This window comes from Cupriavidus sp. BIC8F (assembly GCF_032465815.1).
GTDB classification, from domain to species: domain Bacteria; phylum Pseudomonadota; class Gammaproteobacteria; order Burkholderiales; family Burkholderiaceae; genus Cupriavidus; species Cupriavidus necator.
Map to the genome: position 1 here is coordinate 3,142,838 of NZ_CP136094.1, position 12,704 is coordinate 3,155,541.

Annotated in this window: 9 protein-coding genes and 3 rRNA genes; 7 read left to right on the forward strand and 5 right to left on the reverse strand. The window is 60.1% G+C overall.

The window, feature by feature from the left end:
- Window positions 1–82 precede the first annotated feature (82 nt).
- Both RS901_RS14560 and RS901_RS14565 read left to right on the forward strand, forming a co-directional pair.
- Window positions 83–1,327, forward strand: coding sequence for an FAD-dependent oxidoreductase (locus RS901_RS14560; RefSeq protein ID WP_316149489.1), 1,245 nt, complete (start codon window positions 83–85; stop codon window positions 1,325–1,327).
- Between the two features lie 34 nt (window positions 1,328–1,361).
- Window positions 1,362–2,273 (forward strand): ATP adenylyltransferase family protein, encoded by a 912-nt coding sequence (locus tag RS901_RS14565; RefSeq protein WP_316149490.1) that lies wholly within the window; start codon window positions 1,362–1,364, stop codon window positions 2,271–2,273.
- Between the two features lie 17 nt (window positions 2,274–2,290).
- On the opposite strand, the gene RS901_RS14570 is transcribed toward RS901_RS14565, so the two are convergent.
- The gene (locus RS901_RS14570; protein WP_316149492.1) at window positions 2,291–3,586 is read right to left on the reverse strand and encodes a DUF3422 domain-containing protein; all 1,296 of its coding nucleotides are present in this window, start codon (window positions 3,584–3,586) and stop codon (window positions 2,291–2,293) included.
- Between the two features lie 107 nt (window positions 3,587–3,693).
- On the opposite strand from RS901_RS14570, the gene RS901_RS14575 reads away from it, so the two are divergent.
- The 4 genes from RS901_RS14575 (at window position 3,694) to rrf (ending at window position 10,094) form a co-directional block, all read left to right on the forward strand.
- Entirely contained in the window at window positions 3,694–4,554 is an 861-nt protein-coding gene (locus RS901_RS14575; RefSeq protein ID WP_316149493.1) for a LysR substrate-binding domain-containing protein, read from the forward strand.
- A gap of 561 nt (window positions 4,555–5,115) precedes the next feature.
- Window positions 5,116–6,647: ribosomal RNA gene (locus RS901_RS14580) — 16S ribosomal RNA — on the forward strand.
- A 325-nt stretch (window positions 6,648–6,972) separates the two neighbouring features.
- Window positions 6,973–9,853: ribosomal RNA gene (locus tag RS901_RS14585) — 23S ribosomal RNA — on the forward strand.
- Between the two features lie 128 nt (window positions 9,854–9,981).
- A 5S ribosomal RNA gene (gene rrf, locus RS901_RS14590) occupies window positions 9,982–10,094 on the forward strand.
- Together the 16S, 23S and 5S rRNA genes form the textbook arrangement of a ribosomal RNA operon.
- A 73-nt stretch (window positions 10,095–10,167) precedes the next feature.
- Here the strand turns inward: rrf and RS901_RS14595 are convergent.
- The 4 genes from RS901_RS14595 to RS901_RS14610 form a co-directional block, all read right to left on the reverse strand.
- Window positions 10,168–10,419, reverse strand: a complete 252-nt coding sequence (locus RS901_RS14595; protein ID WP_316149495.1) for a hypothetical protein — start codon at window positions 10,417–10,419, stop codon at window positions 10,168–10,170.
- A gap of 23 nt (window positions 10,420–10,442) precedes the next feature.
- Window positions 10,443–10,901 (reverse strand): MarR family transcriptional regulator, encoded by a 459-nt coding sequence (locus RS901_RS14600; RefSeq protein WP_316149497.1) that lies wholly within the window; start codon window positions 10,899–10,901, stop codon window positions 10,443–10,445.
- A 177-nt stretch (window positions 10,902–11,078) separates the two neighbouring features.
- On the reverse strand, window positions 11,079–11,315 hold the full coding sequence (locus tag RS901_RS14605; RefSeq protein WP_026201418.1) for a hypothetical protein: 237 nt from the start codon (window positions 11,313–11,315) through the stop codon (window positions 11,079–11,081).
- A 93-nt stretch (window positions 11,316–11,408) separates the two neighbouring features.
- The gene (locus RS901_RS14610; RefSeq protein WP_316149502.1) at window positions 11,409–11,861 is read right to left on the reverse strand and encodes an Ohr family peroxiredoxin; all 453 of its coding nucleotides are present in this window, start codon (window positions 11,859–11,861) and stop codon (window positions 11,409–11,411) included.
- Between the two features lie 198 nt (window positions 11,862–12,059).
- Between RS901_RS14610 and RS901_RS14615 the strand changes: the two genes are divergently transcribed.
- The gene (locus RS901_RS14615) at window positions 12,060–12,689 is read left to right on the forward strand and encodes a TetR/AcrR family transcriptional regulator (protein ID WP_316149504.1); all 630 of its coding nucleotides are present in this window, start codon (window positions 12,060–12,062) and stop codon (window positions 12,687–12,689) included.
- Window positions 12,690–12,704 lie beyond the last annotated feature (15 nt).

Genomic DNA, 12,704 nt, shown 5'->3' on the forward strand with positions numbered 1-12,704 from the left:
AGAATCAGGGCATTAGCATCCATTGCCTGACTCCCCATGACCCGGACCGCAAACCTGCCGTCCTCCAGGATCCGCATCTGCCATGGCCTCTAAAGACATCCTGGTACTTGGTGCCGGCATGGTCGGCGTCTGCACGGCGCTGGCGTTGCGCCAGCGCGGCCATGCGGTCGTGCTGGTCGACCGGCAGGCGCCCGGCAGGGAAACATCCTATGGCAACGCCGGCATCATCCAGCGCGAAGCGGTGCAGCCCTACGCCTTCCCGCGCGAGTGGATGGCGGTCCTTCGCGTCATCACCCGCCAGGGCAACGATGTCCACTATCACCCCGCGGCACTCGCCAGCCTGCTGCCCGCGCTGGCGCGCTACTGGCGTGAATCGGCGCCTGACCGGTACGCGGCCACCGTCACGGCATACAGTGCCCTGATCCGGCACTGCCTGACCGAGCACGAGCGGCTGATCGCGCTGGCCGGCGCACAGGACCTTGTGCGCAGAGCGGGGTGGCTGCAGGCGTATCGCAGCGCTGCGCCGTTCGACCAGGCGGCGCGCGCTGCGACGGAAGTCGCGCAGCGGCACGGACTCGATTGCCGGATTCTCGACCAGGCCGGGCTGATCGCTACCGAGCCTGCGTATTGCGGGCCAGTGGCCGGCGCCATTCACTGGCGCGATCCCTGGGCCATCGTTGATCCCGGCGAGCTGGTAAGCCGCTACGCGGCGCTGTTCAGCAAGGAGGGCGGAATCTTTAGCCGCGGTGATGCCGCAACGCTGAAACAGACGGAAGGCGGCTGGACCGTGGAGACGGAAGATGGTCCGGTCAAAGCTGCCGAGGCCGTGATTGCGCTTGGGCCGTGGGCAACGACCCTTACCACACCGCTTGGCTATCGTTTCCCGCTATTCGTCAAGCGGGGATACCATCGCCACTATGCCGCTGAGCCGATGCCGTCCATGCCGCTGCTCGATGTCGAGAACGGCTATATGCTGGCGCCGATGCAGCGCGGCCTGCGTCTGACAACGGGGGCCGAGTTCGCGCACCACGATGCCACGCCGACCCCCATCCAGCTGCAGAATGCCGAGCGCCACGCCCGCGAGCTGGTGCGCCTCGGTGCGCCAGTCGAAGACACGCCCTGGCTCGGCGCCCGGCCATGTGTCGCCGACATGCGGCCGATCGTCGGCAGGGCCCCGCGCCATCGTGGCCTCTGGTTCAACTTTGGCCATGGCCACCAGGGCTTCACGCTCGGCCCCGTCACGGCCCGGCTGCTTGCCGAACTGATGGACGGTGAGCAACCGTATGTCGATGCCCGCCCGTATGATCCGATCCGCTTCGGCGCGTGAGACGGCTATGCTCAAAGGGGAGTGAAAGCGGATCATGCACCCTCGACACCTTCAGCCCGGCACCCTGTGGCCGGCGATCTTGCAGCGGACGGCGCACGCCTTGCGGAGCGGGGCGTTGTGCCCGATCGAGACCACCGAGGCGGCGATCGAGGACGGCGGCGTGCGGTTCCTGGTCCGCCAGGTGTCCAGCCTGGCGCGCAAGGACAAGGCACGCGGAACGAGCAGTGCCGGGGGCAATCCATTCCTGCCCTATGACCCGGAACTGTTTGTTGCGGATATCTCCGACACCCATGTGGCCTTGCTCAACAAGTTCAATGTCATCGAGCATCATCTGCTCATCGTCACCCGGCGCTTCGAACCGCAGGAATGCCTGCTGACCGTGGCTGACTTTGAAGCACTGCTGGCTTGCATGGCGGAATTCCCGAGCCTGGGCTTCTACAACGGCGGGGCAGCCGCGGGAGCGAGCCAAGGCCACAAACATCTGCAGATCGTGCCGTTGCCGCTCGCCGAGGGTGGCCGGGCGCTGCCGATTGGTCCCTTGCTGGCGTCGGCACGGATCGCCGGCGCCATCGGCGTCGTTCCCGGCCTGGCATTTGCGCATGCGTTTGCGCCGCTGGATCTGTTCGCGGGGCCCGTGGAAGAGGTGGCGCGCACGGCGTGCGAGCGCTACCGCGCGCTGCTTGATGCGGTTGGCGTGCGGGCGGTCGATGTCGAGGGCGGGCTGAGCCAGTCTGCGCCGTACAACCTGCTGGTCATGTCCGCAGGGCTGTTGCTGGTGCCGAGATCCCGGGAGTGCGTGGAAGGCATCTCGGTCAATGCCCTGGCGTTCGCCGGCTCGCTTTTTGTCCGGGATGCGGCGCAGATGCAAACCATTGAGGACCTTGGCCCGATGCGTCTCCTGCGGCGAGCCGCGGCAGGGGCGGGGCAGGGCGGGACAGCCGCCTAGCTGCCCCTGACGTGATCCTACGCGGCCTGATTTGCAGCCGGCTGCCGCGCGGCCGCTTTTTGCCCGGCATGCTTGCTGCGCCGGGTAGCACGCAGCACCAGCAGCACCACTGGCAGGATCAGCACGCCCTTGATCAGTTCCGGGTCCAGCGGGAGGTGCACCGCATGCAGCGCCTTGAGCCCGGTCCCCGCGAGAGACAGCACGTAGTAGGAAATGACCGCGACCGACAGGCCTTCGACCGCGTGCTGCAGCCGCAGCTGGCTGCGCGCGGTCTGGTCCATGCCTTCGAGCAGGCGCGTGGTGTCCTGCTCCTGCGCGAGGTTGACGCGCGTGCGCAGCAGGTCGAGCGCGCGCGCCACGCGGCCGGCAAACTGCTCGTGCCGCGCCCAGACCGACCTGCACGTCTCCATTGCAGGCGCGAAGCGGCGCTCCATGAATTCGGCGATGGTCGGTATGCCTTCGATGCGCTCTTCACGCAATTCCTGGATGCGCGCCAGCACCAGCTTCTCGTATGCGCGCGACGCGCTGAAGCGGTTGCCGGATTCCGCCAGTGCCTCGATGCGGACCGCCAGGTGCGTCAGCCGCTCCAGCAACTCGGCATCGTGGCGGCCGCCCTGGCTCGTGTCCATGCTGCGCATCAGCGGCGCGAGCGAGCGCTGCAGGTTGTCCACGCTGCGGCCCAGGTCACGCGCCACCGGCAAGGCCAGCAGCGCCATCATCCGGTAGGTCTCGATTTCATACAACCGCTGCAGCAGCCGTCCGCCTTGCACTTCGCGGAAGCCGTTGTCGATGACCAGGAAGCGCGAAAAGCCGTCGGGCGGGATGGTCCAGTCGCAGAACACCTCACCGCCGCCCAGAACGTGGCTGCCCGCCAGGATGGGGCCGTCGATCCATTGCCTCACGTTGTCGCGGGCATGGGCCGCGGCCTCGCCCGAGACCAGTTCCATGCGCAGCGCCACCAGGCGTTTGCCGGCGAAGCTGTCGAACCAGTCGGCTGGGATATGGGAGGTGGCCAGGTCGGAGAAGTAGTCCGCGTCACCACGCCGCGCCACGAACGTGAAGGTGGAGAACTCGGTGTGCCGCTCCCACTTCAGCTGCTTGTCATCGCCCCATCGTCCTGAATAGTGGGTCACGCCGTCGGCCGGGTCTTCCAGCCCGGTCAGCCGGCACAAGGAGGCCAGCAAGGCATGGTGGACGGCGGTATCGCCGTCGGCATAGATGGCGAAGTGCGTCAGCGAGGCGGAGCCGCCGATGCGCAGGAAGGGGCGGGCATGCAGTTCGCGCGCAAGGCTGTCGCGCAAGGGGTGGTCCATGATCGGCTGTGGCATAGGTCGTCAACGTTTTTGGCCAGTATGCCCGAGGGCCAATGATTAAGAAAAACGCGCAATATTGATCTGTTGCTTCAGCTTTTCTGATACCAATGAAAGCGCTTGACCTAGATGTGCTGGCCATGATGGTGGCGGTTGCCGATACGGGCAATATTTCCCGTGCCGCGGAACTCGTGCACCGGTCGCAGTCGGCGGTCAGCATGCAGATCAAGGCGCTCGAACAGGCTTTGGGCAAGCCACTGTTCGTGCGCAAGCCGAGAAACGTGGTGCTGACCCTGGAAGGCGAAGTACTGCTGGGCTTCGCGCGCCGCATGCTGGCCCTGCGCGACGAGGCCTGGGCGGCCGTGGTCCGCCCCGACGTGACCGGGCGCGTGGTGCTCGGCATGCCGGACGACTATGCCTCATCCCTGCTGCCCGCGATCCTGAAGAAATTCTCGGCGACCTACCCCAAGGTCGAGATCCAGGTCATTGGCTTGCCGAGCGTGGCCCTGGCGCCCATGGTCAAGGACGGATCGGTCGACCTGGTCTGTGCAACGCGAGTGAAGGGGTTGTCCGGGGAGTTCATCCGGCTGGAACCGATGGTGTGGGCCGCATCGCCGGCGGCGCACGAAATCTGGAACGAGCGGCCGCTGCCCATTGCCGTGTTCCAGTCGGGCAGCGTCGCCCGCGACATTGCGATCCGCAGCCTGGCGCAGGCCAGGATTGCCTATCGCATGTCCTATGAAAGTCCCAGCCTGCTCGGCCTGCTCAGCATGGTCGAAGCTGGACTGGCGGTGGCGCCGCTCGCGCGATGTGCCGTTCCGGCCCGTTTCACCATCCTGGGCCAGGCCCAGGGGCTGCCCGATCTAGCCGGGCTGGAGCTGGTGCTGGCGCGCAGCGCAAAGTCGAAGCGGCCGCCTTGTGACTTCCTCGCTGAACAGATCCTGTCCGAGTTGCAGCGCTGGCAAGCGTAATGAGGCAGTCGCCCTCGTCGGCAGGGCCCCAAGGTACTGACGCAAGTTACTCGCGCAGCGGCGGCAAGTGACAAAAGAGGCTCTTTCAAGTTCTTTTCAAAAACGCTTGCAAGGCAGGCATCCAGGCATTAATATTCGCCCCCTCGTTCGCAAGGCACCGCGCAACGGGGGTGGGAAAAGACTTGCAAGGATTGACGACTTGCAAGGATTAACTCGACTCGAAAGAGTGTGCCTTGCAGAACAGAATAAAGAATTTCTCGAAAATGATTGATTAATCGCAGAAACTTCTTTATAGTCTTGTTTCTCCGCTGCAAACAAAACGCAGCAACGCAAACGGCAAAGCCGGGTGCGGCCCGAAAGGGCGGGTTCTTTAACAACCAAACAACCGATAAGTGTGGGCGCTTGATAACGGATGCGGAAGACTTCGGTCTTTTAGCTTTACAAGTTATACAGTGCTCGCACAGCAAAACGTGACTGGATCTTCGGATCTGGTCAGTCAGTTTTCTGAGAGTGAGCGACCGCTCGAAAGAGCGAGGACCCGCGAGGGTCCACACAGAGATTGAACTGAAGAGTTTGATCCTGGCTCAGATTGAACGCTGGCGGCATGCCTTACACATGCAAGTCGAACGGCAGCACGGGCTTCGGCCTGGTGGCGAGTGGCGAACGGGTGAGTAATACATCGGAACGTGCCCTGTAGTGGGGGATAACTAGTCGAAAGATTAGCTAATACCGCATACGACCTGAGGGTGAAAGCGGGGGACCGCAAGGCCTCGCGCTACAGGAGCGGCCGATGTCTGATTAGCTAGTTGGTGGGGTAAAAGCCTACCAAGGCGACGATCAGTAGCTGGTCTGAGAGGACGATCAGCCACACTGGGACTGAGACACGGCCCAGACTCCTACGGGAGGCAGCAGTGGGGAATTTTGGACAATGGGGGCAACCCTGATCCAGCAATGCCGCGTGTGTGAAGAAGGCCTTCGGGTTGTAAAGCACTTTTGTCCGGAAAGAAATGGCTCTGGTTAATACCCGGGGTCGATGACGGTACCGGAAGAATAAGCACCGGCTAACTACGTGCCAGCAGCCGCGGTAATACGTAGGGTGCGAGCGTTAATCGGAATTACTGGGCGTAAAGCGTGCGCAGGCGGTTTTGTAAGACAGGCGTGAAATCCCCGAGCTCAACTTGGGAATGGCGCTTGTGACTGCAAGGCTAGAGTATGTCAGAGGGGGGTAGAATTCCACGTGTAGCAGTGAAATGCGTAGAGATGTGGAGGAATACCGATGGCGAAGGCAGCCCCCTGGGACGTCACTGACGCTCATGCACGAAAGCGTGGGGAGCAAACAGGATTAGATACCCTGGTAGTCCACGCCCTAAACGATGTCAACTAGTTGTTGGGGATTCATTTCTTCAGTAACGTAGCTAACGCGTGAAGTTGACCGCCTGGGGAGTACGGTCGCAAGATTAAAACTCAAAGGAATTGACGGGGACCCGCACAAGCGGTGGATGATGTGGATTAATTCGATGCAACGCGAAAAACCTTACCTACCCTTGACATGCCACTAACGAAGCAGAGATGCATTAGGTGCCCGAAAGGGAAAGTGGACACAGGTGCTGCATGGCTGTCGTCAGCTCGTGTCGTGAGATGTTGGGTTAAGTCCCGCAACGAGCGCAACCCTTGTCTCTAGTTGCTACGAAAGGGCACTCTAGAGAGACTGCCGGTGACAAACCGGAGGAAGGTGGGGATGACGTCAAGTCCTCATGGCCCTTATGGGTAGGGCTTCACACGTCATACAATGGTGCGTACAGAGGGTTGCCAACCCGCGAGGGGGAGCTAATCCCAGAAAACGCATCGTAGTCCGGATCGTAGTCTGCAACTCGACTACGTGAAGCTGGAATCGCTAGTAATCGCGGATCAGCATGCCGCGGTGAATACGTTCCCGGGTCTTGTACACACCGCCCGTCACACCATGGGAGTGGGTTTTGCCAGAAGTAGTTAGCCTAACCGCAAGGAGGGCGATTACCACGGCAGGGTTCATGACTGGGGTGAAGTCGTAACAAGGTAGCCGTATCGGAAGGTGCGGCTGGATCACCTCCTTTCAGAGCGTGCATCCCAAGTCGAGCGTTCACACTTATCGGTTTGTTTGTGGTTAAGGCCGGGTGGCCAAATGAAAGCGCTTCGCAAGAGCGCTTTCATTTGGCATTGCCAAGCGATCGCAAGATCGGCTGTTCTTTAACAATATGGGATGTAGTAAAGGTGTCGCGAAGCGTTGATGAGACGCTGCAGTACCAAACGCGATACCGGGTTGTGATTGTATCAACCAAAATGTATTTAAGTGATCGAAAGATGACTTGGAATACGGCACAAATGCGAGAACTCATCCTGTAGCGACTGTTTCGAGCAATCGAGACACACTCGTTATAGGGTCAAGCGAACAAGTGCATGTGGTGGATGCCTTGGCGATCACAGGCGATGAAGGACGCGGTAGCCTGCGAAAAGCTTCGGGGAGCTGGCAAACAAGCTTTGATCCGGAGATGTCCGAATGGGGAAACCCGGCCCGTATGGGTCATCCCTGACTGAATACATAGGTCAGGGAAGCGAACGCGGCGAACTGAAACATCTAAGTAGCTGCAGGAACAGAAATCAACCGAGATTCCCAAAGTAGTGGCGAACGAAATGGGAAGAGCCTTGTACTCTTTAGCAGCATTGTTAGCAGAACGGGATGGAAAGCCCGGCCATAGCAGGTGATAGCCCTGTATGCGAAAACAGCGTTGTGGAACTAGGTGTACGACAAGTAGGGCGGGACACGTGAAATCCTGTCTGAAGATGGGGGGACCATCCTCCAAGGCTAAATACTCGTGATCGACCGATAGTGAACCAGTACCGTGAGGGAAAGGCGAAAAGAACCCCGGGAGGGGAGTGAAATAGATCCTGAAACCGCATGCATACAAACAGTCGGAGCCTGGCAACGGGTGACGGCGTACCTTTTGTATAATGGGTCAGCGACTTACATTCAGTGGCAAGCTTAACCGATTAGGGAAGGCGTAGCGAAAGCGAGTCCGAACAGGGCGTTGAGTCGCTGGGTGTAGACCCGAAACCAGATGATCTATCCATGGCCAGGTTGAAGGTGCGGTAACACGTACTGGAGGACCGAACCCACTAACGTTGAAAAGTTAGGGGATGAGCTGTGGATAGGGGTGAAAGGCTAAACAAATCTGGAAATAGCTGGTTCTCTCCGAAAACTATTTAGGTAGTGCCTCGTGTCTCACCTTCGGGGGTAGAGCACTGTCATGGTTGGGGGGTCTATTGCTGATTACCCCGCCATAGCAAACTCCGAATACCGAAGAGTGCAATCACGGGAGACAGACATCGGGTGCTAACGTCCGGTGTCAAGAGGGAAACAACCCAGACCGCCAGCTAAGGTCCCCAAATATAGCTAAGTGGGAAACGAAGTGGGAAGGCTAAAACAGTCAGGAGGTTGGCTTAGAAGCAGCCACCCTTTAAAGAAAGCGTAATAGCTCACTGATCGAGTCGTCCTGCGCGGAAGATGTAACGGGGCTAAGCTATATACCGAAGCTGCGGACGCACAGTAATGTGCGTGGTAGGAGAGCGTTCCGTAAGCCTGTGAAGGTGTCTTGTAAAGGATGCTGGAGGTATCGGAAGTGCGAATGCTGACATGAGTAGCGATAAAGGGGGTGAAAGGCCCCCTCGCCGTAAGCCCAAGGTTTCCTACGCAACGTTCATCGGCGTAGGGTGAGTCGGCCCCTAAGGCGAGGCAGAGATGCGTAGCTGATGGGAAGCAGGTTAATATTCCTGCACCGTCGTATGATGCGATGGGGGGACGGATCGCGGAAGGTTGTCCGGGTGTTGGAAGTCCCGGTCCCTGCATTGGAGAAGGCGCTCAGGCAAATCCGGGCGCGGAATTCAAGGATGTGGGGCGAGCGGCCTAGTGCTGCGAAGCAATTGGAAGTGGTTCCAAGAAAAGCCTCTAAGCTTCAGTCATACGAGACCGTACCGCAAACCGACACAGGTGGGCGAGATGAGTATTCTAAGGCGCTTGAGAGAACTCGGGAGAAGGAACTCGGCAAATTGGTACCGTAACTTCGGGATAAGGTACGCCCTGGTAGCTTGACTGGCCTGCGCCAGAAGGGTGAAGGGGTTGCAATAAAATGGTGGCTGCGACTGTTTAATAAAAACACAGCACTCTGCAAACACGAAAGTGGACGTATAGGGTGTGACGCCTGCCCGGTGCCGGAAGATTAAATGATGGGGTGCAAGCTCTTGATTGAAGTCCCGGTAAACGGCGGCCGTAACTATAACGGTCCTAAGGTAGCGAAATTCCTTGTCGGGTAAGTTCCGACCTGCACGAATGGCGTAACGATGGCCACACTGTCTCCTCCCGAGACTCAGCGAAGTTGAAGTGTTTGTGATGATGCAATCTCCCCGCGGCTAGACGGAAAGACCCCATGAACCTTTACTGTAGCTTTGCATTGGACTTTGAACCGATCTGTGTAGGATAGGTGGGAGGCTTTGAAGCGTGGACGCTAGTTCACGTGGAGCCGTCCTTGAAATACCACCCTGGTTTGTTTGAGGTTCTAACCTTGACCCGTGAATCCGGGTCGGGGACAGTGCATGGTAGGCAGTTTGACTGGGGCGGTCTCCTCCCAAAGTGTAACGGAGGAGTTCGAAGGTACGCTTGGTACGGTCGGACATCGTACCTAAAGTGCAATGGCAAAAGCGTGCTTAACTGCGAGACCGACAAGTCGAGCAGGTGCGAAAGCAGGACATAGTGATCCGGTGGTTCTGAATGGAAGGGCCATCGCTCAACGGATAAAAGGTACTCTGGGGATAACAGGCTGATACCGCCCAAGAGTTCATATCGACGGCGGTGTTTGGCACCTCGATGTCGGCTCATCTCATCCTGGGGCTGTAGCCGGTCCCAAGGGTATGGCTGTTCGCCATTTAAAGAGGTACGTGAGCTGGGTTTAAAACGTCGTGAGACAGTTTGGTCCCTATCTGCCGTGGGCGTTGGAATCTTGACGGGGGCTGCTCCTAGTACGAGAGGACCGGAGTGGACGTACCGCTGGTGTACCTGTTGTCTCGCCAGAGGCATCGCAGGGTAGCTATGTACGGAAGAGATAACCGCTGAAAGCATCTAAGCGGGAAACTCGCCTGAAGATGAGGATTCCCTGGAGGCTTGACCTCCTTGAAGGGTCGTTCGAGACCAGGACGTTGATAGGCTGGGTGTGGAAGCGCAGTAATGCGTTAAGCTAACCAGTACTAATTGCCCGTAAGGCTTGATCCTATAACCAGTGTGTTTCACCTGGTGTGTGTGATCGCGACTGTGCCGAAACAGTTGACACAAGACGCACAACCCCAACTACATCCCTATTCGCAGCGTTGACCTCAACCTCAGCGCTGCAACCCCTCATGCCTGGTGACCATAGCGAGCTGGAACCACCCCTTCCCATCCCGAACAGGTCCGTGAAACAGCTCCGCGCCGATGATAGTGCGGATACCCGTGTGAAAGTAGGTCATCGCCAGGCTCTTATTCCCAAAACCCCTCGACAGCGTGTGCTGCGAGGGGTTTTGTCTTTTCCGGCTCGGAATCTTGCGGGCTCAGTAGTCCGCCAGCTTCTCGCCGTCGACTTCCATGAGCTGGTCCAGGCGCAGGGTCTCGCCAGTCTTGAGCGTCAGATATTCGGCGCCGCCCCGGCTGTACACGTCGGTAATGGTCGCGGTGCGCTGCTGGAGCAGGCCATCGGCGTCGCGGTAGTGGATCTGCGCGGGCCTGCGCACGGTGGCGAGGTCCTCCAGGCGGTCGTGGAACTCGCAGCTGATCGGGCTGTACTGGGCGGCTGTGCTGGTCATGGCCATGGGTCCTGTGTGCTGGTTCATTCGCTGTCTTTCACCGACTGGATCAGGTTGTTGCGCAGCGACGCAACTGCCTTCTGGATCCGGGCGAATTCGTCCGGGGCCAGGCCGGTCGCTCCGGCGAGGCTGGATTCCAGGCGCCGCTCGCGCAGCTTGCGGCCGGCCTTGGTCAGGCGCACGCGTACCTGGCGCTCGTCTTCGGGGTCGCGCTGCCGCTCCACATAGCCCATCGCCTCCAGCTTCTTCAGCATCGGCGTCAGGGTGTTCGATTCGAGAAACAGCTTCTCTCCCAGGCTGCCGACGGTCTGGTCGTCCTGCTCCCATAGCGCAACGATGGTGATGTATTGCGTATAGGTCAGCCCCAGTTGCTCAAGGACCGGTTTGTAGGCCTTGCCGAAGGCGAGGTTCGCGGAATAGACCGCGAAGCACAGGAAGTCTGAGAGCGTCGGCGTTGCGGCGGGCTTGTCGGTGGGTTTCATTTGCTGCCTCGTTGGCCAAAGACGGATGGATCGCAAGCGTCGATTATAGATCGTGTGCGATTTGATCGCGGGTGCTAAAAGTTTCCGCGGCGGCGGATTCCTGGTGCCCGAAGGTAGGGCGCCAGGAACCGGCAGAGAATCATGCGCACGATCTGGCCTCCGCGGCGCTACGCGGTCTCAGGCGCGTGCGCCGTCGAGGTAAGGGTCGACCTTGCCGCGGGCGCCGTCGTAGTATGGACTGCGCGTGCCGTGTACCGAGCGTGCGCCGTCGGTGTACGGATCGGCTGTGCTGGTGACCGAGCGTGCGCCCTCGGTGAAAGGGTCGCGCGCCGAACCGGCGGCTTGCGCGGCGGCGGCGGTCAACAGGGCGGCGGCGACAACGGTGTAGCGGGCGATGGAGGTGAGCGTGGTCATGGTATGCATCCTTGTATCATGTGATCTTTAGTCGTATGTGATTACATCGCATACGACTAATTTGAAATAGCGAAAGGGTCAGGGATCAGGGAGTTACGACGTAAACACGTTCAGCGCCACCTCGATATTGCCCCGGGTTGCCTTCGAGTAGGGGCAGATCGCATCGGCGGCGTGAGCGAGTCGCGTAGCGACATCCTGCGGCAGGCCCGGCGCGCGCAGGTTCAGGCGTGCCTGCAGGAAGTATTCCGCGCCGGTCTGGCCCAGGTCGACTTCGATGTCCACGGCCAGGTCGGACGGCAGTTCCAGCTTCATCTCCTTGGCCACCAGGCCGACTGCGGCGATGTAGCACGCCGACCAGGCGCCCGCGAACAGTTGTTCCGCGGTCGGGTGGGGTTGGACGGTCGTGAACACGTGCGCCGGGGTGGTGCTGTTGCCGGGCGACAGCGCGATGTCCAGCGTGCCGTTGTGGCCGCGCGAGGTAGCGCCGGCGCTGCTGTGCATGGTGTGGGTCTTGCCGGTGGCGAGGACTTTTTCGATCTTGCTCATGGAATGGATCTCTGGTGGTTGTCAGCTGTATTTAAATCGCATCCGTTTAGATCGCATGCGATGAAAGGCATATTGGAACATGGGTCTTCCCTTGTCAAGGAAAAATATCGTGTCCGAAAGAGGGCCGGAAATGCGTCCTTGCCTACGCTTGCGCAGTGCCGTTTGACATCTTAAGACGACTGGTCATATTATTCGGCCATGGCACGCACTGCAGACAAGACCGACATCCCCAACCGTTTGACGAAGGCGGGGCGCGAACTGTTTACGCGCCACGGCTACAACGCCACCGGCATCCAGCAGATCACCGACCACGCCGGCGTGCCGAAGGGGTCGTTCTACAACCATTTCGAGAGCAAGGAAGCGTTCGCGGCGGTCATCGTCGCCCAATACGCGGGTTTCCTGCAGCGGTCGTGGGAGGCGATGATCGATGAGGCGCCGTCTGCGCCAATGGCAGCGATCCGCTATGTCTTTGCCCGGATGATTGCGTACCACGAATCGAGGAAGCTGCAGGCTGGGTGCCTGATAGGCAACTTCGCGGCGGAGATCGCCTTGTCGAGCGAAGTCTGCCGGGCCGCCCTGCAAGCCGCGCAACTGGCGTGGCGCGAACGCCTCGCCGGCATGATCTGCGAGGCCCAGGCGCACGGCGATATCCGCGCAGACATCGCAGCTGCCGAGCTATCCGGGCTGGCGTGGGATGCCTGGGAGGGCGCCTTGCTGCGCATGAAGCTCGAATGCTCTGTCGAGCCGCTGCGCCGCAGCGTCGACCTGATGTTTGACCACCTGTTCCAGCCGGCCGCTAACGGCGGTTCTGGCCGCAACAAGCCATAGACCAACCACGGAGTA

What these genes read in the sequence shown, in the direction of transcription:
- RS901_RS14615 (WP_316149504.1), top strand. Translation starts at nt 12,060, where the DNA reads ATGGCACGCACTGCAGACAAGACCGACATCCCCAACCGTTTGACGAAG.
- RS901_RS14605 (WP_026201418.1), bottom strand. Translation starts at nt 11,315, where the DNA reads ATGACCACGCTCACCTCCATCGCCCGCTACACCGTTGTCGCCGCCGCC.
- RS901_RS14575 (WP_316149493.1), top strand. Translation starts at nt 3,694, where the DNA reads ATGAAAGCGCTTGACCTAGATGTGCTGGCCATGATGGTGGCGGTTGCC.
- RS901_RS14610 (WP_316149502.1), bottom strand. Translation starts at nt 11,861, where the DNA reads ATGAGCAAGATCGAAAAAGTCCTCGCCACCGGCAAGACCCACACCATG.
- RS901_RS14595 (WP_316149495.1), bottom strand. Translation starts at nt 10,419, where the DNA reads ATGACCAGCACAGCCGCCCAGTACAGCCCGATCAGCTGCGAGTTCCAC.
- RS901_RS14570 (WP_316149492.1), bottom strand. Translation starts at nt 3,586, where the DNA reads ATGGACCACCCCTTGCGCGACAGCCTTGCGCGCGAACTGCATGCCCGC.
- RS901_RS14600 (WP_316149497.1), bottom strand. Translation starts at nt 10,901, where the DNA reads ATGAAACCCACCGACAAGCCCGCCGCAACGCCGACGCTCTCAGACTTC.
- RS901_RS14560 (WP_316149489.1), top strand. Translation starts at nt 83, where the DNA reads ATGGCCTCTAAAGACATCCTGGTACTTGGTGCCGGCATGGTCGGCGTC.
- RS901_RS14565 (WP_316149490.1), top strand. Translation starts at nt 1,362, where the DNA reads ATGCACCCTCGACACCTTCAGCCCGGCACCCTGTGGCCGGCGATCTTG.